27 protein-coding genes and 3 tRNA genes are annotated in these 23,841 nt (G+C 63.3%); 17 read left to right on the top strand and 13 right to left on the bottom strand.

What is annotated here, in order from left to right; translation table 11 throughout:
- Positions 1-38 precede the first annotated feature (38 nt).
- Positions 39-1,961 (top strand): ABC transporter ATP-binding protein, encoded by a 1,923-nt coding sequence (locus tag ACYJ11_RS04860; RefSeq protein WP_461646929.1) that lies wholly within the window; start codon positions 39-41, stop codon positions 1,959-1,961.
- A 248-nt stretch (positions 1,962-2,209) separates the two neighbouring features.
- Here ACYJ11_RS04860 and ACYJ11_RS04855 read toward each other — a convergent pair whose 3' ends face one another.
- Entirely contained in the window at positions 2,210-2,608 is a 399-nt protein-coding gene (locus ACYJ11_RS04855; protein WP_461646928.1) for a DUF7534 family protein, read from the bottom strand.
- A 178-nt stretch (positions 2,609-2,786) separates the two neighbouring features.
- On the opposite strand from ACYJ11_RS04855, the gene ACYJ11_RS04850 reads away from it, so the two are divergent.
- Positions 2,787-3,230, top strand: a complete 444-nt coding sequence (locus ACYJ11_RS04850; RefSeq protein ID WP_461646927.1) for a hypothetical protein — start codon at positions 2,787-2,789, stop codon at positions 3,228-3,230.
- A 74-nt stretch (positions 3,231-3,304) separates the two neighbouring features.
- Here ACYJ11_RS04850 and ACYJ11_RS04845 read toward each other — a convergent pair whose 3' ends face one another.
- The 4 genes from ACYJ11_RS04845 to coxB are packed head-to-tail and all read right to left on the bottom strand — an operon-like array spanning position 3,305 to position 7,553.
- Entirely contained in the window at positions 3,305-3,889 is a 585-nt protein-coding gene (locus ACYJ11_RS04845) for a cupin domain-containing protein (protein ID WP_461646926.1), read from the bottom strand.
- A 46-nt stretch (positions 3,890-3,935) separates the two neighbouring features.
- On the bottom strand, positions 3,936-4,202 hold the full coding sequence (locus tag ACYJ11_RS04840) for a cytochrome C oxidase subunit IV family protein (protein ID WP_461646925.1): 267 nt from the start codon (positions 4,200-4,202) through the stop codon (positions 3,936-3,938).
- Positions 4,203-4,206: 4 nt separating this feature from the next.
- The gene (locus tag ACYJ11_RS04835; protein WP_461646924.1) at positions 4,207-6,777 is read right to left on the bottom strand and encodes a cbb3-type cytochrome c oxidase subunit I; all 2,571 of its coding nucleotides are present in this window, start codon (positions 6,775-6,777) and stop codon (positions 4,207-4,209) included.
- Positions 6,774-7,553 carry a cytochrome c oxidase subunit II gene (gene coxB / locus ACYJ11_RS04830; RefSeq protein WP_461646923.1) on the bottom strand — a complete coding sequence of 260 codons (780 nt, stop codon included), beginning with the start codon at positions 7,551-7,553 and terminating at the stop codon, positions 6,774-6,776. Before coxB ends, ACYJ11_RS04835 begins: the two co-directional genes overlap by 4 nt.
- 117 nt (positions 7,554-7,670) lie before the next feature.
- Here coxB and ACYJ11_RS04825 point away from each other — a divergent pair, with 117 nt between their 5' ends.
- Positions 7,671-8,195 (top strand): DUF6789 family protein, encoded by a 525-nt coding sequence (locus ACYJ11_RS04825; RefSeq protein ID WP_188975178.1) that lies wholly within the window; start codon positions 7,671-7,673, stop codon positions 8,193-8,195.
- Positions 8,196-8,359: 164 nt separating this feature from the next.
- Here ACYJ11_RS04825 and ACYJ11_RS04820 read toward each other — a convergent pair whose 3' ends face one another.
- The 3 genes from ACYJ11_RS04820 to ACYJ11_RS04810 form a co-directional block, all read right to left on the bottom strand.
- Complete coding sequence (locus tag ACYJ11_RS04820; protein WP_188975176.1) at positions 8,360-8,806, bottom strand: DUF5790 family protein; 447 nt, start codon at positions 8,804-8,806, stop codon at positions 8,360-8,362.
- A 105-nt stretch (positions 8,807-8,911) separates the two neighbouring features.
- Complete coding sequence (locus ACYJ11_RS04815) at positions 8,912-10,009, bottom strand: DUF7544 domain-containing protein (RefSeq protein WP_461646922.1); 1,098 nt, start codon at positions 10,007-10,009, stop codon at positions 8,912-8,914.
- Positions 10,010-10,082: 73 nt separating this feature from the next.
- On the bottom strand, positions 10,083-10,430 hold the full coding sequence (locus ACYJ11_RS04810; RefSeq protein ID WP_461646921.1) for a dihydroneopterin aldolase family protein: 348 nt from the start codon (positions 10,428-10,430) through the stop codon (positions 10,083-10,085).
- Between the two features lie 74 nt (positions 10,431-10,504).
- On the opposite strand from ACYJ11_RS04810, the gene azf reads away from it, so the two are divergent.
- Positions 10,505-11,278 carry an NAD-dependent glucose-6-phosphate dehydrogenase Azf gene (gene azf, locus ACYJ11_RS04805; protein ID WP_461646920.1) on the top strand — a complete coding sequence of 258 codons (774 nt, stop codon included), beginning with the start codon at positions 10,505-10,507 and terminating at the stop codon, positions 11,276-11,278.
- Between the two features lie 24 nt (positions 11,279-11,302).
- Here azf and ACYJ11_RS04800 read toward each other — a convergent pair whose 3' ends face one another.
- Positions 11,303-11,920 (bottom strand): DUF309 domain-containing protein, encoded by a 618-nt coding sequence (locus ACYJ11_RS04800; RefSeq protein ID WP_461646919.1) that lies wholly within the window; start codon positions 11,918-11,920, stop codon positions 11,303-11,305.
- An 85-nt stretch (positions 11,921-12,005) separates the two neighbouring features.
- Between ACYJ11_RS04800 and ACYJ11_RS04795 the strand changes: the two genes are divergently transcribed.
- Positions 12,006-12,398, top strand: a complete 393-nt coding sequence (locus ACYJ11_RS04795) for a hypothetical protein (RefSeq protein WP_461646918.1) — start codon at positions 12,006-12,008, stop codon at positions 12,396-12,398.
- A 261-nt stretch (positions 12,399-12,659) separates the two neighbouring features.
- On the opposite strand, the gene ACYJ11_RS04790 is transcribed toward ACYJ11_RS04795, so the two are convergent.
- Positions 12,660-12,732: transfer RNA gene (locus ACYJ11_RS04790), tRNA-Arg, on the bottom strand.
- A gap of 255 nt (positions 12,733-12,987) precedes the next feature.
- On the opposite strand from ACYJ11_RS04790, the gene ACYJ11_RS04785 reads away from it, so the two are divergent.
- From ACYJ11_RS04785 to ACYJ11_RS04770, 4 genes are all read left to right on the top strand, one after another.
- The gene (locus ACYJ11_RS04785; RefSeq protein ID WP_461646917.1) at positions 12,988-13,335 is read left to right on the top strand and encodes a hypothetical protein; all 348 of its coding nucleotides are present in this window, start codon (positions 12,988-12,990) and stop codon (positions 13,333-13,335) included.
- Positions 13,336-13,527: 192 nt separating this feature from the next.
- Complete coding sequence (locus ACYJ11_RS04780; RefSeq protein ID WP_461646916.1) at positions 13,528-15,024, top strand: single-stranded DNA binding protein; 1,497 nt, start codon at positions 13,528-13,530, stop codon at positions 15,022-15,024.
- Positions 15,025-15,079: 55 nt separating this feature from the next.
- The gene (locus ACYJ11_RS04775) at positions 15,080-15,517 is read left to right on the top strand and encodes a histone (protein ID WP_005537260.1); all 438 of its coding nucleotides are present in this window, start codon (positions 15,080-15,082) and stop codon (positions 15,515-15,517) included.
- On the top strand, positions 15,518-16,525 hold the full coding sequence (locus ACYJ11_RS04770) for a histone deacetylase family protein (protein ID WP_188975159.1): 1,008 nt from the start codon (positions 15,518-15,520) through the stop codon (positions 16,523-16,525).
- Here the strand turns inward: ACYJ11_RS04770 and cca are convergent.
- Positions 16,504-17,904 (bottom strand): CCA tRNA nucleotidyltransferase, encoded by a 1,401-nt coding sequence (cca, locus tag ACYJ11_RS04765; protein WP_461646915.1) that lies wholly within the window; start codon positions 17,902-17,904, stop codon positions 16,504-16,506. The two genes, ACYJ11_RS04770 and cca, sit on opposite strands and share 22 nt — an antisense overlap.
- 95 nt (positions 17,905-17,999) lie before the next feature.
- On the opposite strand from cca, the gene ACYJ11_RS04760 reads away from it, so the two are divergent.
- Positions 18,000-18,072, top strand: a tRNA-Asn gene (locus tag ACYJ11_RS04760).
- A gap of 179 nt (positions 18,073-18,251) precedes the next feature.
- Positions 18,252-18,326 (top strand) — tRNA-Ile (locus tag ACYJ11_RS04755).
- Between the two features lie 92 nt (positions 18,327-18,418).
- Here ACYJ11_RS04755 and nikR read toward each other — a convergent pair.
- On the bottom strand, positions 18,419-18,829 hold the full coding sequence (nikR, locus tag ACYJ11_RS04750; RefSeq protein ID WP_461646914.1) for a nickel-responsive transcriptional regulator NikR: 411 nt from the start codon (positions 18,827-18,829) through the stop codon (positions 18,419-18,421).
- Positions 18,830-18,949: 120 nt separating this feature from the next.
- Between nikR and ACYJ11_RS04745 the strand changes: the two genes are divergently transcribed.
- Genes ACYJ11_RS04745 through ACYJ11_RS04730 form a run of 4 tightly spaced genes read left to right on the top strand, consistent with a single transcriptional unit; the run spans position 18,950 to position 21,506 of the window.
- Positions 18,950-19,588 carry an energy-coupling factor ABC transporter permease gene (locus ACYJ11_RS04745; RefSeq protein WP_005537288.1) on the top strand — a complete coding sequence of 213 codons (639 nt, stop codon included), beginning with the start codon at positions 18,950-18,952 and terminating at the stop codon, positions 19,586-19,588.
- The gene (locus ACYJ11_RS04740; RefSeq protein ID WP_461646913.1) at positions 19,588-19,902 is read left to right on the top strand and encodes a PDGLE domain-containing protein; all 315 of its coding nucleotides are present in this window, start codon (positions 19,588-19,590) and stop codon (positions 19,900-19,902) included. Before ACYJ11_RS04745 ends, ACYJ11_RS04740 begins: the two co-directional genes overlap by 1 nt.
- 3 nt (positions 19,903-19,905) lie before the next feature.
- Entirely contained in the window at positions 19,906-20,697 is a 792-nt protein-coding gene (gene cbiQ, locus ACYJ11_RS04735; RefSeq protein WP_461646912.1) for a cobalt ECF transporter T component CbiQ, read from the top strand.
- Positions 20,694-21,506, top strand: coding sequence for an energy-coupling factor ABC transporter ATP-binding protein (locus tag ACYJ11_RS04730; RefSeq protein WP_461646911.1), 813 nt, complete (start codon positions 20,694-20,696; stop codon positions 21,504-21,506). Before cbiQ ends, ACYJ11_RS04730 begins: the two co-directional genes overlap by 4 nt.
- Before the next feature lie 39 nt (positions 21,507-21,545).
- On the opposite strand, the gene ACYJ11_RS04725 is transcribed toward ACYJ11_RS04730, so the two are convergent.
- Positions 21,546-22,073, bottom strand: a complete 528-nt coding sequence (locus ACYJ11_RS04725) for a phosphopantetheine adenylyltransferase (protein WP_461646910.1) — start codon at positions 22,071-22,073, stop codon at positions 21,546-21,548.
- A 137-nt stretch (positions 22,074-22,210) separates the two neighbouring features.
- On the opposite strand from ACYJ11_RS04725, the gene ACYJ11_RS04720 reads away from it, so the two are divergent.
- Both ACYJ11_RS04720 and ACYJ11_RS04715 read left to right on the top strand, forming a co-directional pair.
- Entirely contained in the window at positions 22,211-23,200 is a 990-nt protein-coding gene (locus ACYJ11_RS04720; protein ID WP_461646909.1) for a VOC family protein, read from the top strand.
- Between the two features lie 82 nt (positions 23,201-23,282).
- Positions 23,283-23,654 (top strand): hypothetical protein, encoded by a 372-nt coding sequence (locus ACYJ11_RS04715; protein ID WP_461646908.1) that lies wholly within the window; start codon positions 23,283-23,285, stop codon positions 23,652-23,654.
- Positions 23,655-23,841 lie beyond the last annotated feature (187 nt).

Genomic DNA, 23,841 nt, shown 5'->3' with positions numbered 1-23,841 from the left:
CCGACGGCCTTTTGCAGGTTCGGCCCCTGAATTCGACAATGGATTTCGACGCGGGTTCGGACGATGACGTGTTCGAAGACGCCAGAGAACGCGTCGACCGACCGATGCTCCGATTGTTCACCGGCTACGGCCGGGGCCAGTTAGGGGCGTTCGTCGTCGGCCTGTTCAGCTCTATCGTGGCTCGGATGTTGGACCTGCTGCCGCCGATCCTCTTGGCACTGGCTATTGACGCTATCTTTCTACAGGAGGCCGAATACGGCCTCTTCCTAGTTCCCGACGCCTGGATTCCCGACGGGCAGGGGCCACAACTGTGGCTCACTGCCGGTATCATCGCCGCCTCGTTCGGCCTCGGGGCCGTCTTCCACTGGAGTCGGAACTGGGGCTGGAACAAGTTCGCCCAGCACGTCCAGCATGCCGTCCGCACGGACACGTATGAGACGATGCAGCGGCTGAACATGGACTTCTTCGCCGACAAGCAGACCGGCGAGATGATGTCGGTGCTGTCGAACGACGTGAACCGACTGGAGAAGTTCCTCAACGACGGCCTGAACTCCGCCTCGCGGATGATAATCATGGTCGTCGGTATCGCCACGTACCTGTTCTACATGAACTGGCAGTTGGCGCTGGTCGCGCTGTTGCCGGTCCCGATTATCGCCGTGTTCACGAAGCGGTTCATCGACGTCATCCAGCCGAAATACGCCGAGGTGCGGTCGACGGTCGGCAAGCTCAACTCCAGACTGGAAAACAACCTCAGCGGCATCCAGATAATCAAGACTGCCAACACTGAGCCTTACGAGGCGGACCGCGTCGAAGACACTTCTGAGGACTACCTCGACGCCAACTGGGACGCCATCGAGACGCGTATCACCTTCTTCCCCGGCCTCCGGCTGGTCTCGGGCATCGGCTTCGTCGTCACGTTCATCGTCGGCGGATTGATGGTCACCGGCCAGGCACCCGGGCCGCTGACGGCACCGCTCTCCCGCGGGCAGTTCGTCGCGTTCATCATCTACACGCAGCGGTTCGTCTGGCCGATGGCCCAGTTCGGGCAGATCATCAATATGTACCAGCGGGCCTACGCCTCCGCCGAGCGCGTGTTCGGGTTGATGGACACGCCCGGCCGCCTCGAAGAGGCCGAGGACGCGCCGCCGCTCGATGTGACCGAGGGGCGCGTCGAGTACGACGACGTGTCTTTCGGCTACGACAGCGATGACGAGCCGGTGCTTTCGGACATCTCGTTCGAGGCCGACGGCGGCGAGACGGTCGCCCTCGTCGGCCCGACCGGCGCGGGGAAGTCGACCGTACTGAAGCTCCTGCTCCGGATGTACGACGTTGACTCCGGCGCGGTTCGCATCGACGGCCAGAACGTCCGGGACGTACAGATACAGAGCATTCGCCGTGCCATCGGCTACGTCAGCCAGGAGACGTTCCTGTTCTATGGCACCGTCCGGGAGAACATCGCCTACGGAACCTTCGACGCGACCGAGGAGGAAATCGTCGCTGCCGCGGAGGCCGCCGAAGCCGACCAGTTCGTCCGTAACCTCCCGGACGGCTACGACACGATGGTCGGCGAGCGCGGCGTCAAACTCTCGGGTGGCCAGCGCCAGCGCATCGCCATCGCCCGGGCGATCCTGAAAGACCCCGAAATCCTCATTCTCGACGAGGCGACCAGCGACGTGGACACGGAGACGGAGATGCTCATCCAGCGGTCGCTCGACGACCTGACCGCCGACCGGACCACGTTCGCCATCGCCCACCGCCTCTCAACAGTGAAAGACGCCGACACGATTCTCGTCGTTGAGGACGGCCGTATTGTCGAACGCGGGAGCCACGACGAATTGCTCGCCGCCGATGGCCTTTACGCCAACCTCTGGGCGGTCCAGGCCGGCGAAATCGATGAACTCCCCGAGGAGTTCGTCGAGCGGGCGATTCAGCGACGGGCGCGGACGGATGCTGATGACTGAAACGGTGAGAACGCAATGTTCGAACCGTCAGTTATCAGGAGTTGCCGACGACTGAAGCGGAGAGGGCTCCATTCCCGTGCTGTTCGGCCCTGTCAACGGCCAACTCTCCAGAATAAGCCGGATTGAAACAGCTGGTCGCTGAAGGGAGCATCTTTCACAGAATCAAGTTCTCTTCTGTCACTCTGGTCTGGCGGTGTCTGATAGTGCTAGCTAAGTCCCATCCACGGACTATAGTAGACTCTCGCACCTCAGACAGCAGTTCCGCCGCTACCGTCGACCGCCTCTTGCGTGACGAACAAATACGAGACGACGAATGAGACAGCAAACAGCGGCGGGAGAGCCAGGACCTGCATCATCGGATCTGGCGGTGTGACGAACGCGCCGGCCACGAATGCCAGGAGGACGGCCAGCGAGTAGGCAGTGACCACCCGTTCACGCCGGCCGGCTGGCTCCGTGCGCGGCTCCCAGTCGTTTCGGACGTAGCGAAGCCAGACGTAGTAGACCAGCCCAAAACCCGTAGAGAGAAGCAGGAACATCCCGAGCACTGACCCGTTGCGTGCTCTGGCCTCCGCACGGGCCCAGTAGCCCAGTGCGATGAGATTCCCAATGTAGATGCCGACGGTAAGCGCCAGAGCAGCACTCATCATAGGCTGTTCAGCGGCGAACGAGGCGAATTGCACAGCCCTCAGTCGGTTTTAGATATGTATAGGCTTTCCGTGAGAAGAGAGGTACCACCGCTGATTTAACAGCGCAATAGCCCAAGATACTGATTTCTATCCGGCTGGGCACAAACGATTATTACGCATTGCGTTGTAATGCTATCACATGTCAACCACGTACCTCGCTAGCATGGGACTAATGGGTGCATTAGTGGTGGCGGTGGTTGCATGGATGGTCCGCGTGCGTGGCTGGTATCAATACAGTCCGAGGGCGTCGACGAACGGTCGGTCTCCGGCGAGCGACCGCGAGAGCCGCTTCGAGACGTACACCGACAAGCCGATGGTCTGGGTCGCCGCGTTCGCGGTGCTGGTCGTCGGCCTCCTGGTCGGCGTCGTGGCGTCTATCTCCGGTCCCGTCGGAACTCAGTCGATAGCAGGGCTGGCGGTCGCCGTCGTCGCCGGGGCGGCCCTCTGTGGGTACCTGCTGTTTGGCGTCTACCTGTCGGCGACGCGACGGGGGCACCCCCGCTCGCTGGCGGTCGCCGAATCCGCGACCGTCGCCGGCGTGCTCTTTCTCATCGCCATCGGCTTCCAGCTTGTCGGGGCCTGATTCCCGGTGGGTCTACAAATTAAAACGATTGCCACACCGGTGGCACTGCTGTCGTGCCGGGTGTGTAGTGAGTTTCAACGGCTGCTATCAGTCTCCAACGGTGGCGTCTCGAACACGCTGTCACAGCCATCACAGACCACGACTGGGCTGTCCCGATCGCGTCGGGTAAACTGCAAGTCGTCGTGGCCGCAGTCTGGACATGGCTCCGGCCGCCGCTCCGTGTCGCAGTCGGGACAACTGAACGTGAGCGCTGCCCCGCCGGAGTCCAGCCGCATATCGCCGTGCCCACAGTCTGGACAGGATAGCGGGACTCTGATGTCGTCTGTTTCCCGCGGGGCACCGATGGCCAACGCAACGAGTTCACTCTCTGTATCGTTCCAGCCGGTGTGGAACTCTCCCGGTCCGAATCTGACGAACTGGCCCGCAGCGACGGTGACGGTGCGATCCATTGTCTCCACCGTGGCCTCACCGTCGAGTATCAGATACAGTTCTTCTTGATCCATGTGGGCGTGGAGTCCGCCAGGAAAGCCGTCGCCCGGGACGATCCGGTAGTGATTGATCGCGATTTCGGTCGTACAGAGCGTGTCAGTCACCGATTGACGGGTACTGCCTGTGGCGAAGGCTCCGCCGTTGAGTCGGTCGAGAGTGACGTGTTCCATGTAGCATCCCAAGCGGTGATATGACGAAAAACTCCCCCAGCCTGCGCTATAGTATCGAGTACGCCGCCGCAACGGTCAGCGCGAGTGCAGCGACAGTCCCGCCCAGCACGAGGTACGTGACGGCGCGGGGTTCCCAGCGGAGGTGCTGGTAGTACGCGGCGACGCCGACGGCCTTGACGACCGACAGCACCATGATGAGCGCGAAGGCGGGCCAGTAAGCGCTGTCGACGAGGCCGGTGAACTCGACGACGGCCTGCGCGGTCGCGAAGGCGAACAGTACGACGTATATCGCGGTGTAGCCTTTCCAGTCCATTGTTCTAGAGGATGTAGAAGAGGGGGAACAGGAACAGCCAGACGATGTCGACGAAGTGCCAGTACAGCCCGAAGTACTCGATGGCCCTGTCGTCGCCCTGGTAAGCCCCGTTCCAGGCCCTGACGGTCATGTACGCACAGATGATGAGCCCGATAGTGACGTGAGCGCCGTGGAGCCCGGTCGTCAGGTAGAACGTCGACGACGCGATGTTCGTTGAGAGGTTCCACCCGTTCGGGAAGGTCTCTGTGCTGATGTGGAACAGGTGGTTCCACTCCAGTCCCTTGTTGATGAGGAAGCCGACTCCGAGCGCGAACGTTCCGGCCAGCGCGGCGACAGTCCCGCGCTTGCTCTCGCGTTCGGCGGCGACCATCGCCAGCACGACGAGGAAACTGGATGTGAGCAACAGGTACGTGTTGATGAGGCCGGGCATCGTCACGTGCTCGGCAGGGATGAGGTCGTGATGCCAGGCCGTCCAGCCGTAGGCGACCCGGATGAAGGCGTACGAGCCGATGAAGGCCCCGAACAGGACGATGTCGCTGGCAAGGAACGTCCACATCCCGAGTTTCATCTTCTCGACGCGCTCGAAGGGCCACCGCTCGGCGATGGCCATCTCCGGCGCGTGGAACGGCTCGCGGGTCATGCCGACGAGCGACCCGAACGCCGTTACCCCGCCGACGGCCGCCATCGACAGGTAGAACACGCTGCCCGTCCGCACGCCAGACAGCCCGAGAAACGCGATGAACCCGCCGAGACTGATGAGGAACGGCCAGAAGCTGGCATGGCTGGCGTGTTCCTCGCCGCCGACCTCGTGGGCTGACTCTACCCCGGTGGCCGTCACCGCGGCCCTTGCAGTCACCGCGCCGCCGTCCGTCGCGGTCCCGCCGTCGGTCGCCGCATGGCCGCGGGCCGCCCCGCTGGGAGCACGGCCGGTCCGCTCGGTGACCGTCTCGTCGTCAAGGAACTCCAGTCTCCCAGTGGCGTAGCTCGGTACGCCGGGGAAATTTTCGAGCGGCGGCGGCGAGGCGGCAGCCCACTCAGCGGAGGTGGCATACTCCCAGGGGTTCGGCCCGACATCTTCGCCGCGCCAGAGGCTCACGAAGAGGTTGTAGAACATGATTAGGAAGCTCGCGCCGAGGATGAACCCGCCGACAGTAGCCATGGTGTGCCATATCTGCAGGCCGTCGGGATAGACGAACACGCGACGGGGTGTCTCCCAGGCGATGAACATCGGGAAGTACAGGAGATTGAACCCGAGGAAGTAGACGCCGAACTGTATCTTCCCCAGTCGTTCGTTGTACATCTTCCCGGTTATCTTGGGGTACCAGTAGTACAGCCCGCCGAACAGCGCCGTCGCGCCCGCGACCATCACGTAATGGAAGTGCGCGACGACCCAGTAGGTCCCGCGGAACTGGTAGTCCAGCACGATTGCGCCGAGGAAGACGCCGGTGATGCCGCCAATGATGAACAGGATGAGCGCGCCCAGTGAGAACAGGAACGGCGTCGTGAACCGGACCCGGCCCTTCGCCATCGTGTAGATGAGTGAGAACACCATCAGGTCGAAGGGCAGGGATATCCCGATGGTCGTCGCCATGAAAATAGTCTTGATTGGGAGGTTGATGCCGGTCAGGAACATGTGGTGCATCCAGACGACGAAGCTCTGGAGCGCTACCAGCACCATCGAGATGATGAACCACTTGCGGCCGACCAGCCGCCGACCGGTAAAGGTCTGGAAGCACTCGGCCATCACGCCAAGCGCGGGGAAGAAGACGATGTACACCTCCGGATGACCGAAGAACCAGAACAGGTGTGCCCACAGCAGCGACGCACCCGGGTTGTCCGCGTCGGTCGCCATGGTCGTCCCGTCGATGGAGTACTGGAAGTAGGTCGTTCCGAGGATGTGGTCGGAGGCGAGTATCATCAACGCCGCCAGCAGCGCCGCGAAGGCGAACAGCATCATCCAGACGGTGAGATTAATCGACAGCGAGAAGATGGGGATGTCCCGCATCCGAAGCCCTTCGGCGCGCATGCGGTACATCGTCGTCAGGAAGTTCACTGACCCCAGTGTCACCGCGGCGGTGAACATAATGAGCGCCAGCACGACCGAGGTCGCCCCGAGTCCCTCGCCGGGGATGTACGCCGGCGTGTTCAGCGGGGCGTACATGGTCCACCCGCCCGCGAAGGTGGTCCCTTGGAAGAAGGAGACGCCCATCAGGATGCCCGAGAACAGGTACAGCCAGTACGACAGCGCGTTCAGCCGCGGGAAGGCGAGGTCGTCCGCGCCGATCTGCAGTGGGACGACGTAGTTCGCGAAGCCGAAGGCAAAGGGCGAGATGAACCAGAACACCATCAGCAGGCCGTGGGTCGATACCGCCTGATTGTACCCCATCGACCCTAGCAGGTCAGCACCCGAAGAAATCAGTTCGAGGCGAAACAGCAGGGCGAGGGTGCCACCGAAGACGAGGAAGAACAGCGCGGTGATGAGATACAGCACGCCGATGTCCTTGTGATTGGTCGTGAGGAACCACCGGCTAACCGACGATTTGGGCGGCAGGCCGTGTTCGTGCTCCTGGCTCATGCGAGCGCACCTCCGAGGGCGGTCGCCTCAGTCGCGATTCGCTGGTCCGTCTCGTTGCCGCTCGCCGCCGTCCCGTTCGTCTCCGCGTACCACTCCTCGTACTCGTCCTGTGGCATCACAACCACATCCGTCGTCATCAGCGAGTGGCCGCTGCCACACAGCTCGTAGCACTTCGCGGTGTAGGTCCCTGTCTCGTTGGCCGTGAACCAGGCCGACGTGTACTGGCCCGGGACGGCGTCGGTCTTGACTCGTAACGCCGGTATCCCGAAGTTGTGGAACACGTCCGTCGAAGTCACCTGTAACCTGACCACCCGGTCCTGTGGCACTCGGAGCGTGTTGGTCGTGTGCCCGTTCGGATACACGAAGTCCCAGCCGAAGCGGTACCCTTCCACGTCGATCTCCAGCGCCTCCTCCTGGGCCGGATCGGGCCCCTGCTCGATGTACAGCAGTTGCGAGTACGTCCAGGCGATGAGCGAGACGACAATGATGGCGCTGATGCTGAACGAGTAAAACACCTTCCGGCCGCCCGTGCCGCCGGTCGGCATCTCCCCCATCTCGGGCCGCTCGACCTTGTCGGCGTACGGGTCCGTTTCACCCCCGTCATCGCGGTACTTGAGCGCGTGGTACATCGTGTACGCCACGACGACCACCCCGACGGCCGTTCCCAGCAGCAGGAACACCTCGAAGATCTGGTCGAACACCGCACTGGGTGCCCTGACGTCGCCACCGTGCAAGGGGAACACAACCGTGGCGCATGTTATCAAGGATACCGCCATTTCTTCATGATTCTTCCCACCCTGTAATAGGTATTGCGGTCAGATAGCTGACATTTGTCCTTCGCTGGCCTAACGTGTGCGGGAACTTTTTTATCTACTGGCATGTTACAACACACCATGGAAGACACGTCATCCGGCGTCGAGGACCCGCCTATCAACGACGACGGCCTCACAGAGGTCGAGGAGTTCGATAGCCTCGCTGGGATTCTTGCCGACGGTGTCATCGGTGCTGCCGGTGGGCTGGTCGGGACAGCGATGATGTCGGTTGTCTTCCTCATCGCCCAGTCACTGGGCGCGTTCAGTCTCGACGACTTCGCAATCCTCACCGAACTCGTGGGCCTGACCGGCTACGTCCCGGAGGTACTGTTCGGTTTCTTCATCTTCCTCGGCGGCGGGATGTTCCCGTGGCCGTTGTTGTTCGCTTCGCTGAAAGCGTACCTTCCGGGCCAGTCTGATCCCGTCAGCGGTGCGTTCTTCGGCGGCGCGATGTGGACCGGGTTCGTGCTCGCCTTCTACACCGGCCAGTCCGGACTCATGCTGGTACTGTACGCAGTGTTGACGCTCGTCGCCCACGTCGTCTACGGCATCGGGCTCGGCGCGGTGTTCAACTACTTCTCGACGCGCCCGGACTCTATCGTCTGAGACGGCTTGCTGTCGCGTTCGAGCGATAGAACGGAGTCGTGACTCCCGCCGCATCAGGTCCAACACGCTGTGATGCCGGTGGAAAAAAGCCGCTGGACGACGCGAGCGACACGCTGGTCGCAGGCAGACTGAGGTAGGTCCGCCGGGACGTGGCTGTCCCGAACTCAGGCTTCCGCTTCCGCGTCGGCGTCGCCGTCCGCCTCCGCGTCTGCTCCGTCTTCGCCCTCGAACTCTTCGAGCGTGCTGCGAAGCTGTGGAATCGTCGCCGTGAGGTCGCCGACCTGCTCGCGGGCGTCGTCAACGTCGTCGATGAGGTTCGCGATGGTCTCGATCTCCTCGGCGAGGTCGTCGGCATCCTCGAAGGCGTCAGCGCGTTCGCCCATCGTGTACCACTTCTTCGCGTCGCGGAGGTGGTCCTCTGCGTCACCTACGTCGAGCGCTGTTTTGAGCGAGTTCAGCACACCGAGCGTGTTGTCGGCTTCCACGTCCCAGACCGAATCGGCCTCGGGGAGCGCCTCGCGAGCCTTCGCAAGCGACTCCTCGACATCCGTGCGCATTTCGTTGGCCGCCTCTCCGAACAGTTCGTCGTCGTCCAGACTTGACTGACTCATACGGGACCGTTGGTACGGTGAGGGATTAAAAGCCCGCCTGAAAGTGAAAGTGAAACCGCAGGACGTGACCGGTCGGTAATTCTTGAAACCGAAAAGCGGTTGTAGCTACTCGGCCCGGATGTCCGAGCGCACCTCGGGAATCGGGTCCATGTCGGCGTCGATGTCTCCCAGCACGAGCATCGCGTAGTACCGGAGGAACGTCGTTAGCGGGACCTGAACGAGCGCACTGAGAACGATGAAAACCAGTCCGCCAACCAGGCCGATACCGCCGGCCAAAACGATTCCGACAGTTCCCTGAACAACGAGATACAGTGCGAACGCGGCGAGCCCGACCGGAATCCCGACGACGATGAGTGCGATGATGCCGAAAATCGCACCGACGATACCGACACCGATCTGGAGGACGATGGAGAAAAACAGATAGGCGAGGTACTGCTTTGGCTGGCTTTTAATCGACCCCCAGAGCCGCGACCACCCGGAGAGGACCCCGTCGTTGTCCGCCGTCATCAGCGGGACGACAAACACCGTAGTGAAGCCGAAGACGATACCGTAGCTTATCGCGAGCACCGCGAACACGGCGATGAACAGCCCCGACAGCGCGAGGACGCTCGACGCCCCGACGTTTGCGGCCTCACCACCGAGCGTCAGGAAGAAAACGGCTACACCGATTACGAACGCGACGCCGAGCCAGACAATCCCGAGGACAAGCCGAAACAGGAACAGTCGAATGCCGTCCCCGACGTGCTCACTGAAATACCGGCGGACGTGTATCTCGCGGTCGATGAGCGCCTGGGTCAATACGAACTCCATGAAGTTACTCAGGATGCCGTACGCGAGCGCTAGCAGGATGACAAGGCCGATAACGGCGAACACGAGGAGCCCAGCCCCGGCGAGTAGTTCGTCCGGCGCACCGGACGGGACACCGGGTCCAGAGACTTGCATGGCGAGGTCGCCCGGCAGGGACAGCGCAGTTTCAAGCGGCGCGGTCAGCTGAAAGTCGCCTCCCGGGCCGCTTGGTCCGCCGTTCCCGCCGAAATCACCGAAGTTGCTGAACGACTGGGCGTTGTTCAGCCCGACACCGCCGCCACCGATGAAGAACACGACGAACGCCATCCGGAGCCACATCCATTTCTCGAACGGGAACAGGAACGACTTCGTCGCATCGATTGCGTCGTCGATATCGTCGACTGCGTGGAGGGCCATATCGGAAGTCTCACAGCCCCCTCTGGTAAAATTTTCGGGCCTGTGTCAGTGATTCAGGCTTCCTTCCGGCCATTCATTCCTTCACTGCGTCGACCTGCATCAGCGGGTAGCCGTCCTCCATCGCCATGCTCGTCTCGACTGTGACGCCCTCGTATTCGATACGCATCTCGACATTGATGAGCCGCCCGGTGAGTTCTGTGTAGTCCGCCCCACCCTCGGCGATAGCGTTTTCCAGTGCCTCCGTGCGGACGCTGACGGTGACCGCCTCACAGAAGGGCTGGTTCTCGATGGCCTCCTCCATCGCCGCCGCGAGCGAGTCGGCGCTATCCGGGCTGATTGGTGTCCCTGCGAACTGGTGATACAGCGACCCGAACTTGACGCCCGCTTCGAAACACGCCTCCTGCGGAGCTGTGGGTTCCATACAATCGGTCCGGCTGGGCGACACAAAAGCGAACCGCAAGCTACCTATTGCGTGCGACGTATGCTCTCATACGAATGGACGACCCGGTTCTGCTCACCGGCGCTGGCGGCGCTGTCGGGGCGGCCATCCTCGAAGGACTCGAGGACGCCTACGAGTGGAAACTCATGTTCCACAGCCCACCCGCCGAGGAGCCCGACCACGAGTACCTCGTCGGAGACGTGTCCAGCGAGGGCGACGTGGCCGCGGCGATGGACGGCGTCGGCGCCGTCATCCACCTGGCTGGCGACCCCCGGCCGGAAGCCCCCTGGGACTCCGTCCTCGAAAACAACATCGACGGCACCCAGAAAATGTACGAGGCCGCTGTCGACGAGGGCGTCGAGAAGTTCGTCTTCGCCTCCTCGAACCACGCCGTCGGCTCCTTCGAAACGGACGAGCGCACGCCCGAGATGTACCGCCCGGACGACCAGTATCGCCTCGACGGGACGGAGCTCCCACGCCCAGGCAACCTCTACGGCGTCTCGAAAGCGACCGGCGAGGTACTGGGCCGCTACTACCACGACGAGCACGGCCTTTCCGTCTGCAACATCCGCATCGGCAACCTCACGCGGGGCCACCCGCCGATCGACTACGAGCGCGGGCAGGCGATGTGGCTCTCCTACCGGGACTGTGCCCACATCCACGACTGCGCGCTGCAGGCTGACTACGAGTACGAAATCGTCTACGGCATCTCCGACAACGACCGCAAGTATTACTCCATCGAGCGCGCCAAGGACGTGCTCGGCTACGACCCACAGGACAACTCCGCGCACTTCGACGGCGACGAACGGGTCGCCGAACCGGAGCCATAGCCCCTCCTACTCCGCTGTCGCCCGCTACCCCGAACCGTCGAACAGCCCACGGACGTCGTCGTCTTTCTGCTGTTCTAGTTCGACGTGGTCCCGAAGCCGCTGGTAGACGACGGGCCGCTGGTCGCGCTCGCGCACGAACGAGAACAGCATCCCGGCGAACTGCGAACCGCCGTCGCCGTCGAGTTCACTCCGTGCGCGGGCAACAGCGTCAGCGACGACAGCCTCGTCGTACCGGCCAGTCTCCGCCAGTACCCCGGCGGCGATGACCGTGGCGTCGAAATTCAGCGCGTCGTAATCTATGGCTTCGCCCTCGTGTGTCAGCGCCGGCGGGTCCGTCGCCGCGTGGTGGGGGTCAGCCGCCGTCGCCGCGAGGAACGCCCGGACCTCGTCTACCGCCACGCCGTGATACGGGTCGGGCAGGCCGTCGAGGTACTCCGCCGCGCTCTCGGCCAGTCCCTGCGCGCCCGACCAGTTCTCCTCGCTGGCGTGGTGGACGACTGCGGTGAACTGGATGAGGCCGTGCAGGAACTGCTCGTCGTCGCCCGGATCGAGGTCTAGCCAGTACTCTTCCCACGCGTCGTGTGCGGCGTGGTAGCGGCCTTCGTTGTACACTGCGATGCCGGCGCGGAGATGGTCGCGCACACGGGTGGATTCGCCTTACGGCCGGAAAACCACATCGGCACCCGTGTAACCGAACTGATTTGTCACCGACACCGCAAGTCAGTATATGCCACGATCCTGGCGTCGATGGCTGTTCGGTGCGGCCGGCGCGTCCGCCGTGACGGTCCTCGCCTGGCAGTTCTTGGTCACCGATCCCGTGCTCCTGTCGACGTTTGCCCTGACGTTGTTCGCCGCTATTGTCGGCCTCTACACGCAACGAAACGCCCTCCCGATATTCAGCAGGGGCGGTACTTGGGGTGGGGCCTTCGCCGGCGTCACCACCTATGTCGTCGTGACGCTCCAGCAGCAGCTTGCGCTCCCCGGTGGTCAAGCGTTCGTGGTGACGCTCACCGTCCTCGGCCTCGCGTCGTTTAGCCTGGCCGTCGGGAGTGCGCTGACGATAGTGCCGACTGACAACGGGACGACTAGCCGTGACGGAAACGACCGGACAGAGGTCTGAACGGTAACAGACGGTCGCCGGCTGTCGCTCGGTGGTTTGCGTCGGCAGAAACGTCCGGACGGAGTTCCACGCGAGCATCGCGAGCGTGGAGCACGTCCGGTCGTGAACAAAGTGAACGTCCGGACGGAGATTTGAACTCGCCGAGAAATGCTCGCTTCGCTGCGCGTTCCTCGTCTGCTCAAGTCTTCGCTGTCCGTCATCTCTCTTCGCGGTGGCGAGCACACGCTATGCGTTGCTCGCCGGTCTGCTTCGTGAGAATGACGTCCGGACGGAGATTTGAACTCCGGTCCCTGGCTCCGCAAGCCAAGAGGATAGTCCACTACCCTATCCGGACTCATATCGAGAGAGGGTGGTGCACCTAAAAAGGGTGACGATTCGAGTACCGTCACGCGACGTGTCGGCACACGTCGCTACAACACTGGTTTGAGCGACCGCGACTATCTTTCAACTAGAATACATTATGGCAAATATGAAACGGCGAAAACTCCTGCGATACGGTTGTCTTGGGTGCTCAATAGCGCTTGCCGGCTGCTCCGGTGACACCAGTAGTGGGGAAACATCCACAGCGGGTGCGAGTGAAACCCCCAGTGTGAACGAGACGACATTCAGCGTTACCAGGCGACAGTCCGGCTCACAGACAAGTTCGGCGACGGTGGCTTTCGACGGGGACCAGGTCGTCGTTGAAGGTACTATCTGGGGATCCGACGGGTGCAAAACAGCCGACCTAACAGACGTCGTGTACGATACGGATTCTGACGACCTGAGTATCAGCATTGGGACGAAAGAGATGACAGATGCCGGCGATATGTGTACGCAAGCCATCATGGAGATTGACTACCGGGCGACGGTGACGTTTGAGGACGGACTCCCCGGCACGGTGTCTGTGTCTCACGACACTGGTGGCGGTCTGAGCCCGGTAACAACAGCGACACCCTAACGGCTACCTGCGCCGCTCTCACCGTGGTGGAATGTGGGTGACTGCTGTCGGGCCAGCGGACGAGACTTTATATCCCATCCCGTGACCACCTTCGAGTCATGGACGGGACACGACCGAAATCGACCGACAGCGGCCGCACGCTCGCCCAACGACAACGCTTAAGCGCGCCCCAGCCCAGCGTCCCATAGATAGATGGGTGCGATAAAGGATATTTACGAGGACTTAGAGACGGACGTCCCTGAGGAGGAGTTCCGCGAGGCCGTCGAGGAGAAGGTCGAGCAGATGGGTGGGCTCGCCGACGAGGAGACGGCCGCGATGCTGTTGGCCCACGAACTCAACGAGAACGAGGTCAACGCCATCGCCGATATCGAACCCGGGATGGACGAGGTCAAATTCCTCGCCAAGGTGGTGGCCATCGGCGACCTGAAGACCTTCGAACGCGACGACGAGGACGAGGACGGCCGGGTGATCAACGTTGAAGCCGCCGACGAGAGCGGCAGCCTCAGGCTCGCCTTCTGGGACGGCCAGGCCGTCGACATCGACGAGGGGCAACTGGAGGTCGGCGACGTGCTCCGGGTCAAAGGTCGGCCGAAGGACGGCTACAACGGGCTAGAGGTGTCCGTCGACAAGGCGGAGCCGGACGAGGACGCCACAATCGACGTGGAGCCGGGCGCTGGTTCGTCCATCGACGCGCTGACGATGGGCCAGTCCGACGTGACGCTGCGCGGGCTCGTGCTCGACACCGACTCGATCCGGACGTTCGACCGGGACGACGGCAGCGAGGGCCGCGTCTCGAACCTCACACTCGGCGACGAGACGGGGCGCATCCGGGTGACGCTGTGGGACGACCGGGCCGACCGCGCCGAGGAACTCGATGCCGGCGCGGCCGTCGAAGTAATCGACGGCTACGTCCGGGAGCGGGACGGCTCGCTGGAACTCCACGTCGGCGATCAGGGGGCAGTCGACGAAGTGGAAGACGATGTGGCTTTCGAGCCCGACGCGGACCCAATCGCGGAAGTCGAACTCGAAGAGACAGCCGATATTGCCGGCGTCGTCCGCTCGGCCGACCCCAAGCGGACGTTCGACCGGGACGACGGCAGCGAGGGACAGGTCCGGAACGTCCGCATTCAGGACGCGACGGGCGACATCCGTGTGGCGCTGTGGGGCGACAAGGCGGACAAGGACATCGCACCGGGCGACGAGGTCCTCGCGGCCGATGTCGAGATTCAGGACGGCTGGCAGGACGACAAGGAAGCGTCTGCGAGCTGGAACTCGACGGTTGTTGTGCTCGATGACGGCGCGGATCTGGCGACTGGTGGCGCGGGCGGCGGGGCCGGCACCGAGACAACCGACGCCGAGCACGCCGGCTTGTCATCCTTCGGCGGCGGGGGAGACGACACTGACGACAGAAGCGGCAACGAGACGGACGACACTGACGCCAGCAGCGGCGACGAGACGGCCGCCGTCAGCGCTGGCACCGGTGAGACCTCTCCGGACGGTGGGGCACAGAGCGCTGGCCAGCAGGTGGAGTTTACCGGCACCGTCGTCCAGACCGGCGACCCGGTCGTGCTCGACGACGGCGAGCAGACGATGAGTGTCGAAACCGGCCAGCGCGTGCAGTTAGGGCAGGAGGTAACAGTCCGTGGTGAACTCCGTGACGACCGGCTCCACGCTGAGGACGTGTTCTGAGTCGCCGAGCGACGCTACGGAAACTCTTAAGACCGCAACACTCCCGGGTTTGGGTATGAGTGTCGAGCTACCGTTCGCACCGGTGGATGCGGTCATTCGGCGGAACGCGGACGGGCTCCGGGTGAGTGCCGACGCTGCGGAGGAACTGGCTCGTCGAATACAGGACCACGGCGCGTCGCTTGCCGTCACGGCAGCCACGGAGGCCACTACGGACGGCCGAAAGACGCTGATGCCGGCCGACTTCGGTATCGAGCAGGTCCCGGAGAAGGACGGTCTCGAACTCCCCGTCGCGCCGGTCGACCGCATTGCACGGCTCGACATCGACGACGATTACCGCGTCGCCATGGACGCCCGCGTCGCGCTTGCGTCGCTCCTCGAAACGTACGCCGACGACACGGCCGCCGCGGCCGCCACGTTGGCTCGTCACGCTGACCGTCGGACGATCAAGGCAGCTGACGTCGAAACGTACTTCGAACTCGAACAGTACTACTGAATGAATTTCGGCTACCGCGAGGTCTGTCTGGACCACGACACCGGCCCGCGACATCCGGAGAGTCCCGACAGACTTCGAGCGATACGACGAGCGCTCAAGGAAAACCACGGGGTCGAGTACGTCGCCGCCGACGACGCCGATGTCGACCTCGTGCGCGAGGTCCACGACACCGACTACATCGCCGAGTTCCGCGAGTTCTGCGACGACGGCGGCGGGAACTGGGATGCCGACACCGTCGCAGTTGAGGAGACGTGGGACGCCGCACTCGCCTCAGCTGGCCTCGCTGTCTGGGTGGCAGAAGCCGCGCTTGACGGCAACACCGGCCGCGACACGCCGTTCTCCTTGGGCCGACCACCCGGTCATCACGCCGTTGGTGATGACGCGATGGGATTCTGCTTCATCAACAACGCGGCCGTCGCCGCACAGGCGGCCCTCGAAGCCGACGCCGACCGCGTCGCCATCTTCGACTGGGACGTTCACCACGGGAACGGCACACAGGACATCTTCTACGACCGCTCGGACGTGTTCTACGCCTCGATACACGAAGACGGGCTCTACCCCGGAACGGGTGATATCGAAGAGACCGGCAAAGGCGACGCCGACGGCACGAACCTCAACGTGAAGTACAAGCCCGGTGCTGACACCGCCGACTACCTCGCCGCAATCGACGAGTGTATCGCGCCGGCGATAGAGGACTACGACCCCGATCTGCTGCTCATCAGTGCCGGCTTCGACGCACACGAACACGACCCGATCTCACGGATGCGCGTCTCGACGGAGGGGTACGGCGCGATGACCAACCGGATGCGCTCGCTCACAGACACCTGCGACGCCGCGCTGGGGATCATTCTCGAAGGCGGGTACGGACTCGATACGCTCTCAGATTCGGTTACAACCGTTCACGAAGTCTTCGACGGCTACCAGCCGATGGAGCCGGACGACGACGTCAGCGACGACGCCCGCGATGTTCTCGATGCGCTCGCCGATCAGGGCTTCGGCTCGAAGTAGCTCGCTAGGTCGACGCCAAAGCCGTCGGCAAGCGCTGCGATGTCTGTGCCGACCAGTACCTCGTACCCGGTTTCCAGTGCCGACTCGATCCGCGGTCCCAGCCCAACGTCGTAGATGGCATCACTCGACAGGAACCCAGTGGCTGTGGTGAATGCCCGTGGCCGCTCGACGACGTAGCGGTCGCCGTCGATGAACGGACCGGCCACGTCGGGGTCGTCGTCGTACTTCCCGAAGAACCCGCTCGCGTGTTCGCGGACGTGCACCGGCGGTCCCTCGTGGCGCTCGACAGTCGGCCGTTCGGCGACGGCGAATTCGAGCAGCAGGACGGCGTCCCGCTCCTGCCGCTCCGTGTCCAGCGGTTCCGCCTCACCGCTGTCGTCCTCGACGAACGCAGCCGATCGCAGGACCTCGAACTCACGTCGGTCGAGTTCGCTACGGAGCCCGTCGAGGGACTTCCGGAGCTGTGGCCAGAGCTGGTCGTCGACGACATCCGGGGCCGCAAAGCGAAGCGCGACCGGCGTCGTCTCCCGCCGTGACACTGCGGCCTCAACGTCTGCTGCTGCGAACGGGTCCGGGTCGTCCTCGGTGAATAGCGACGCCCGCGGCTCGGCGAGGAGGGTCCGGGCGTGGTGCTGGAGCGTGGCGACGTTCGCTTCGGACAGTACCGCCGCGACGTTGCGCTCCGGGTCCGTCGGGTCGATGACGACCAGCGGATCGTCGAACGTCTCGCTCCCGTGGCTCTCGGGGTCCAGCCGAACCGGCGGGTGCCAGTCCGCGACTGCCTCGACGAACGCCCGGAAGCCGCCGTACTCAAGCACCAGTAGTTCCGTCAAATACCCAGAGAACCCCTGTGTCCGGAGGTCGCTCCCGTAGACACCGATGCCTTTCAGGAACTGTTTTGCCACCCGGACCTCGCCCGCGCCATCGTCGTCGAGTCGCTCCTGCAAATATCTGGTATGGAACGGCGTCCGATCCACCGCGGACTGGATCTCGTTGGTGTCCTCGACCGCATAGCAGGGCACCAGGTCCACGGCATACCCTTCGCGCTCGCCGACGACGTAGGGGTGCTCGGCGTACTCCTCGCGCCCATCGGGCAAGACATCGTGCCCGACGGCCAGCCCGTACTCCTCCAACTGCTCCCGATCGAGAGACGGCGGAAAGCAGACGAACACGTCCACGTCTCGGTCCCCAGCGGTCCACGTTCCCCGTGCCGTCGAGCCGACCTGCACGACCTCAGCCCCGACCGGGAGGTCGGCGATGGCTGCTTCGGCGTCGGCCATCACCGCGTCGGCAACCCGCTGTAATTGCGCTCGTTCGTCGTCAGTGGGCGAGACCCGCGCTCGCACCGTATCGACGACGGCGTCGAACTCATCGCTCATACCGTCGCTTGCGCACAAGTGCGTGAAAGCGTGTCGATGCCGACTGGAAACGAAAGCCCTAATTACCAACTCTGGCAATGACTGAATGCGTTCGCGCCGCCGTAGCTCAGTTGGTAGAGCACCTGGTTGTTACCCAGGTTGTCCCAGGTTCGAGCCCTGGCGGTGGCGTCGTTCTTTCACTCACTAACCGACGAGCGCTGTGACTCTGCTGCTATCGGCTTCTACGGCGCTGGAGCGTGAACATACGAGCGATGTATTGACACTCTGTATTGGCCCAGTTGTATCTCCGAACCCCACTACTCCAACCCGACAGGCTAAAGATGCGGACTCATCAACACCATTCTGAAGGGCCCTTAGCTTAGTCTGGTTAAAGCGATCGGCTCATAACCGATTGAGCGCTGGTTCAAATCCGGCAGGGCCCATTTCTGCTGTCTCAAAGCCAGTAAAAGATGGCTGTCTGTTGAACCGAATAGCCCTCATCGCTTCGAGGCCGGTCTCGCTCGCTGTCCGCTACTCATTCGTCGACAACGACGACCTTGACCTGCTGGACGCCGCCAATTGCCCGGAGCCGGTTGGCTAACTCCGTGATTGCGTCGCCTGCGCCCTCGACGACCAGCGTCTCCATACAAGTGTCGTGGGAGAGATGGATGTGCTGGACGGAGGTGATGATGTCGGCCATCTCGTGTTGGACCGTCTGGAGTTCGTCAGCAATGCCTGAGACGTGGTGGTCGTGGACGATAACAATAGTCCCGTGATGGTGTTGTTCGTCACCGGATTCCCACTCGTAGGTCGCAAAGAAGTCACGGAGCGAGTCCCGTATCGCCTCCGACCGGCTCGCGTATTCCCATTCGTCGACGATGCCGTCTAGCCGGTTGACCATCGACGACGGGAGTGTCAGACTGATCCGGTCGAGATCGTCACTCATGTGTGTCGATAGGGATGGGCCCGCATATGGATATCCGGGCTTCGGTAATACTCACCCACCGGCAGTAATACTGCCCGATGAAAAAGTATTATTACTGCGCCGGGGCCAGACCTGAGTAGTATGCACATTCCCGACGGATATATTGATCTGCCGCTTGCGCTGCTGTTCGGTGCGCTTGCGGTCGTCGTCCTGAGCGTCGCTGCCAAGCGCGTCAACGGTGAGATATCCGACGCGCGCGCACCGTTGCTCGGTGTCGTCGCCGCGAGCATCTTCGCCGCACAGATGCTCGACTGGCCGATTCCGGGCGGCACCAGCGCCCACTTCGTCGGGGGCGCGTTCGCGGCGATTCTCCTCGGCCCGCATCTGGGCGCACTCTGTGTCGCGACTGTCGTCACGATTCAGGCACTCGTCTTCGGTGACGGCGGGCTCGTGGTGCTTGGCGCGAACGTGTTCAACATGGCTGTCGTCGAGGTGTACGTCGGCTACGCCATCTACCGTCTGCTGGTTCCCTACGGCGAGTTCCGCGCCGCCTTCGTCGCGGGGTGGTTGGGAATCACGGCCGGTGCACTGACCGCCGCGCTCCAGCTCGGCCTTTCGTCGGCGTTCCAGTACCAGTTGTTGACGACGCTGTCGATAATGGGTGTCGGGCATCTCGTGCTGGGGCTGATTGAGGGGGCCATCACCGCCTCGGTGTACCGCTACCTCGCCCGCGCTCGCCCCGACCTGCGACCGAACGCTGCTCCGGAGGTGAGTGCGTGATGGCTCGGAACCGCCCCGACTGGCTGCCTCGTGCGCTCGCCGCGCTGCTGGTCCTGACGCTGCTCGCGCCGGTGTTCGGGTGGGCGGCTGGTCAGGTCGGCTACGCTGAACCGCTGGAGAATGCTGCCGAAACGACAGGTGCGACGGAACACGCCACCGCCATCGGTTCCGCGCTGTTCCCCGACTACGGCGTCCCCGGCCTCGGCGGTGCAACCGGGACGTTCGTGTCGGCTGTCGTCGGGACGGCACTGACGCTCCTTCTCGGTGCTGGCATCGGTCGCCTGCTCGGGGCGGACACTGACCAGCGACAGTAGCTGATGTCCGGTAGAGATCTGCTCGACCGGACCGTCGCGGCCATCGCGGCCAGCGCCCAGTGGTTCTTGCTCGCAGAGGACCTGCCGGACCGGGACGGGTTTCTCCAGGCCGTCACGCCGACGGTCAAGCTCGTCGGTATTGCGACGCTTGTCGCCCTGACTGTGACACAGCGGGCGCTGACAGTCGTCAGCGCGCTCGCGCTTTTTGCCACAGTGCTCGCGGCCCTTTCTCGGGTCCCCGTTCGGACCTTTCTGAGTCGGCTGACCGGTCCGCCGGTCTTTGCGTTCGTGGTCGTCGCGCCGCAAGCGTTCTTGATGAGTGGCCCCTCGCTGGGTGGACTCCCACTCTCAGCCCCTGGCGTCGACTACGTGCTCACGTTCGCCGTCCGGGTAACCGCGTGTGTCGGTTTCCTGTCCGTGCTGCTGTTGACGACTCGTTTCGCCGACCTGCTGGCGGCGCTTCGCCGGCTTCGGGTTCCATCGATCGTCGTTTCGCTCCTCGGGATCACGTACCGTTATCTCCTCCTCTTTTTCGCCGAACTCGAACGCATGGTTCGGGCCCGACGGAGTCGAACCATTGCCGAGCCGAGTCTTCGCCGGAACTGGCGAGACTCGGGGCACTTCGTGGGCTCGTTTCTCGTCCGGAGCCTAGAACGCGGCGAGCGGGTCCAGCGGGCCGCCCGCGCCCGCGGCGGCACTGGCTCGACGCCGGTACAGCCGAGGGAACCGCTTGGACGAGCCGACCTCGCCTTCGGTCTGGTCGTCGCACTCGCCGTCGTGGTGGTGGTCGCGTGACTGCTATCGAGGCCACTGATCTCCGGTACGCGTACCCGGACGAAACGCTGGCCGTCGACGGCGTCGACGCATCCATCGAGCGCGGCGAGCGTGTGGCACTGCTCGGTCCGAACGGGGCCGGCAAGTCGACGCTGCTGGAACTGCTGGGCGGTCTGGTCGACCCTGACGGCGGGCAAGTCCGGTACTTCGGGGAGACGACCGACGCCGATACCGTCCGTAGTCGGCTGAGCGTCCTCACGCAGAACCCTGCCGACTACCTGTTCAATCCGACCGTCCGGGAGGATCTCGCCTACGGGCCGGCACAGCTCGACTGCGACCGCGCGGAAGTCGACCGCCGCGTTGAGCGAGTCGCAGACCGACTTGACCTCGACGGCCTCCTGTCGAAGCCGCCGTTCCGACTCAGCGGTGGCGAGCAGCGCCGGGCCGCCCTCGCCAGCGCGCTCACCGTCGAACCAGACGTACTGTTGCTCGATGAGCCGGTGAGCAACGTCGACGCCGCGAACCGGAAAACGATTCTCGACCTGCTCGACGACCTCGCGGCCGACGGCGTCACGCTCGTCGTTTCGACGCCGGATACCGAACTCGTTCCACACGTCGCAGACCGGGTGCTGCTGCTTGACGATGCCGGTACGATTGCTTCGAGGGGGCCGACCCGACGTATCCTGACCGACACTGACCTGCTGCGGGACTGTGACCTGCGCCCGCCACAGGTCGTTAGACTATTCGAGGGGCGAACGGAAGACGTGCCGCTGACCGTCGACGGGGCTGCTGAACGGCTGGATACGGATGGTCCAGATACCGTGGAGTGACAGTCCGGATACCGTGGACGAACTTCTAACTGATCGCTGTCACTCCGACGCGTCGAGCAGGCGTCCGTGGACGTCTATCTCGCCGTTCCGAATTCGGGTACTGCTGATTCGCGTGCCGTCTTCGGCGACAACGAACGGCGGCGTGTGGATCTCCAGCGGGTGGAGTCCCGACTCCCGCCGCTGCTGATTGAGTTCGTAGGCGCGGCGCTGTGCCTTCGCCTCCGGCGACGCGACGAGGGCATCCACGTCCGCCCGTGTCGCGGCCGGTCCTTGTGTGTCGTCTAACCGGACGATCTCATACGTGGCGGTGTACGGCTCACCCAGCTGGTCCAACTCGGAAGCGAGCGCGCTTCGACGGTCATCATACGCACCCAACTGGTCGACGTGCGTCGGGTCGCTACGCGTCTCTGTGGCCAGTTCGGGGCTGGTCAGACCGACGATGACGTGCCCGTCGCCGTTCCCGTCGTGGCTTGCAGTCTGAAACGCTTTGTGTAGGAGCGCCCGGTGGCCGTTGTGAATCGGTGTGAAGGTTCCGCCGAGAATCGCTGTCCGGTCCGCGTCTGCCATACGCGAATGTCCCACCAGTGTCATATATAACTGCTGTCCGCCGCATGACTCGTCAGCGCCAACTGCTTCCATCGACTGTAACCCGGTAACACTCGCGTCAGCAGTCACTCAAGTAGCTCCGGCACGTATTGATACCAATGACCGAAGTCACCCCGACACCGGGTATCCACCACGTCACATGCATCGCGAGCGACCCGCAGCAGAACATGGACTTCTGGGTCGAGACGCTTGGGCTCAGGCTCGTCAAGCGCTCGATCAATCAGGACGACCCCAGTACGTACCACTTCTTCTTCGCTGACGCCGAGGGGAACCCGGGGACGAGCATGACGTTCTTCCCGTGGGAGGATCACGCACAGGGGAAGGTCGGCTCCGGACAGGTTTCACGCACTGCGTTCCGTGTTCCCGAAGGGAGCCTCGACTACTGGGAGGACCGCTTCGACGAGTACGGCGTCGACTACGACGACCGCGTCGAGCGCTTCGACGAGACTGTCCTTCCGTTCCGCGACCCGGACGGGTTGCCGGTCGAACTGGTCGAAGTCGAGATTCCTGACGACGACCCGACCGAACCGTGGACGGAGTTCGTCCCCGAAGACGCCGCGATCCGTGGCTTCCACTCCGTGACGCTGTGGCTGGCTGACCCCGAACCGACGGAGGAACTGCTCCAGACGATGGGCTTAGAAGAAGTCGGTACCGAGCAGGCACAGGGCGACACGCCCGGCGACGAGCGAACCCGCTTCGCCGCGACGGGAACCGTCGGGAAGTATGTCGACGTGTTGCCGACTATCGAGGGCGGCCGTCAGGGCCACGGCACGGTTCACCACGTCGCCTTCCAAACGCCGACCGACGAGGACCAGCAGTCGATGCGCGAGGCCGTTCGCGGTGCGGGGCTGCGCCCCACGTCACAGATCAACCGCCACTGGTTCCGGTCGGTCTACTTCCGGGAGTTCGGCGGCATCCTGTTCGAACTCGCTACGAGCGACCCTGGCTACGACAGCGACGAACCGCTCGATGACCTCGGCGGCCGGCTAGTGCTACCTGGGAAGTTCGAGGACCGACGCGAGGAAATCGAAGCGGGGCTCACGGATGTGACGATTCCCCGACCAGAGACTGCCGAAGCCGACGACTAACGCCGCCGAACCGACCGGTATTCGCTTCATTCGTCCTGTTAGCCTGCGAGTAAATATGAGTGCCCAGAGTGTCCTGTGTCATATGTCCACAGAGGGCCAAGAGTACGTTATCGCGCCGTGGGGGGAGAGCGAGTGTGAGACGACCGACGTGATGGTCAACCTGCCGTCGCGGGATATTGCGGCCCAACTGGAAGTCCCGACAGGCGTGCTAGACCGTATGGCACAGCTCAGCGACGAGCACGACATCTCAGTGACACAGGCGCTCGGGGAGCGACTGGAGATCAACCGAGCGCGGGTATCGCTCTGTGCCGCGAAGTCGGTCGACGACGTGGCCGCCGTCCAGCAGCACCTCACTGACGCCCGCGAGTACCTCTCCGGTGTCGAGGCGCTCGATACGGCCGATCTCGAAGCCGATATCGAGCATCTCTGGACCAACGAACTCGGCGGCGCGTAACCTCGTCGGTGAGGTGGGTGACGGAGTGAGAGCGGCTATTGTGCCCATAGATGCGTAGAACGTCCGTTTATCGGCAACGCTGGATAACTGGTAATGAATGATAGCTGAGAGACGGTACACTACGTGGGAGAAGACCCATCCCCTCTTTTTAACGGGTCAGTGTCTCATTTTCAGGTTCGCTCTCAAT

This window comes from Haloarcula sp. H-GB5 (assembly GCF_054850705.1).
Note: the sequence above shows the minus strand (reverse complement) of the source record. Positions and strands in the feature narration are given on the sequence as shown.

Excerpts from the sequence above, each read along its gene's own strand:
- ACYJ11_RS04860 (WP_461646929.1), top strand. The coding sequence starts at position 39 with ATGGATTTCGACGCGGGTTCGGACGATGACGTGTTCGAAGACGCCAGA.
- ACYJ11_RS04855 (WP_461646928.1), bottom strand. The coding sequence starts at position 2,608 with ATGATGAGTGCTGCTCTGGCGCTTACCGTCGGCATCTACATTGGGAAT.
- ACYJ11_RS04850 (WP_461646927.1), top strand. The coding sequence starts at position 2,787 with ATGTCAACCACGTACCTCGCTAGCATGGGACTAATGGGTGCATTAGTG.
- ACYJ11_RS04845 (WP_461646926.1), bottom strand. The coding sequence starts at position 3,889 with ATGGAACACGTCACTCTCGACCGACTCAACGGCGGAGCCTTCGCCACA.
- ACYJ11_RS04840 (WP_461646925.1), bottom strand. The coding sequence starts at position 4,202 with ATGGACTGGAAAGGCTACACCGCGATATACGTCGTACTGTTCGCCTTC.
- ACYJ11_RS04835 (WP_461646924.1), bottom strand. The coding sequence starts at position 6,777 with ATGAGCCAGGAGCACGAACACGGCCTGCCGCCCAAATCGTCGGTTAGC.
- coxB (WP_461646923.1), bottom strand. The coding sequence starts at position 7,553 with ATGGCGGTATCCTTGATAACATGCGCCACGGTTGTGTTCCCCTTGCAC.
- ACYJ11_RS04825 (WP_188975178.1), top strand. The coding sequence starts at position 7,671 with ATGGAAGACACGTCATCCGGCGTCGAGGACCCGCCTATCAACGACGAC.
- ACYJ11_RS04820 (WP_188975176.1), bottom strand. The coding sequence starts at position 8,806 with ATGAGTCAGTCAAGTCTGGACGACGACGAACTGTTCGGAGAGGCGGCC.
- ACYJ11_RS04815 (WP_461646922.1), bottom strand. The coding sequence starts at position 10,009 with ATGGCCCTCCACGCAGTCGACGATATCGACGACGCAATCGATGCGACG.
- ACYJ11_RS04810 (WP_461646921.1), bottom strand. The coding sequence starts at position 10,430 with ATGGAACCCACAGCTCCGCAGGAGGCGTGTTTCGAAGCGGGCGTCAAG.
- azf (WP_461646920.1), top strand. The coding sequence starts at position 10,505 with ATGGACGACCCGGTTCTGCTCACCGGCGCTGGCGGCGCTGTCGGGGCG.
- ACYJ11_RS04795 (WP_461646918.1), top strand. The coding sequence starts at position 12,006 with ATGCCACGATCCTGGCGTCGATGGCTGTTCGGTGCGGCCGGCGCGTCC.
- ACYJ11_RS04780 (WP_461646916.1), top strand. The coding sequence starts at position 13,528 with ATGGGTGCGATAAAGGATATTTACGAGGACTTAGAGACGGACGTCCCT.
- ACYJ11_RS04775 (WP_005537260.1), top strand. The coding sequence starts at position 15,080 with ATGAGTGTCGAGCTACCGTTCGCACCGGTGGATGCGGTCATTCGGCGG.
- ACYJ11_RS04770 (WP_188975159.1), top strand. The coding sequence starts at position 15,518 with ATGAATTTCGGCTACCGCGAGGTCTGTCTGGACCACGACACCGGCCCG.
- cca (WP_461646915.1), bottom strand. The coding sequence starts at position 17,904 with ATGAGCGATGAGTTCGACGCCGTCGTCGATACGGTGCGAGCGCGGGTC.
- nikR (WP_461646914.1), bottom strand. The coding sequence starts at position 18,829 with ATGAGTGACGATCTCGACCGGATCAGTCTGACACTCCCGTCGTCGATG.
- ACYJ11_RS04745 (WP_005537288.1), top strand. The coding sequence starts at position 18,950 with ATGCACATTCCCGACGGATATATTGATCTGCCGCTTGCGCTGCTGTTC.
- ACYJ11_RS04740 (WP_461646913.1), top strand. The coding sequence starts at position 19,588 with ATGGCTCGGAACCGCCCCGACTGGCTGCCTCGTGCGCTCGCCGCGCTG.
- cbiQ (WP_461646912.1), top strand. The coding sequence starts at position 19,906 with ATGTCCGGTAGAGATCTGCTCGACCGGACCGTCGCGGCCATCGCGGCC.
- ACYJ11_RS04725 (WP_461646910.1), bottom strand. The coding sequence starts at position 22,073 with ATGGCAGACGCGGACCGGACAGCGATTCTCGGCGGAACCTTCACACCG.
- ACYJ11_RS04720 (WP_461646909.1), top strand. The coding sequence starts at position 22,211 with ATGACCGAAGTCACCCCGACACCGGGTATCCACCACGTCACATGCATC.
- ACYJ11_RS04715 (WP_461646908.1), top strand. The coding sequence starts at position 23,283 with ATGTCCACAGAGGGCCAAGAGTACGTTATCGCGCCGTGGGGGGAGAGC.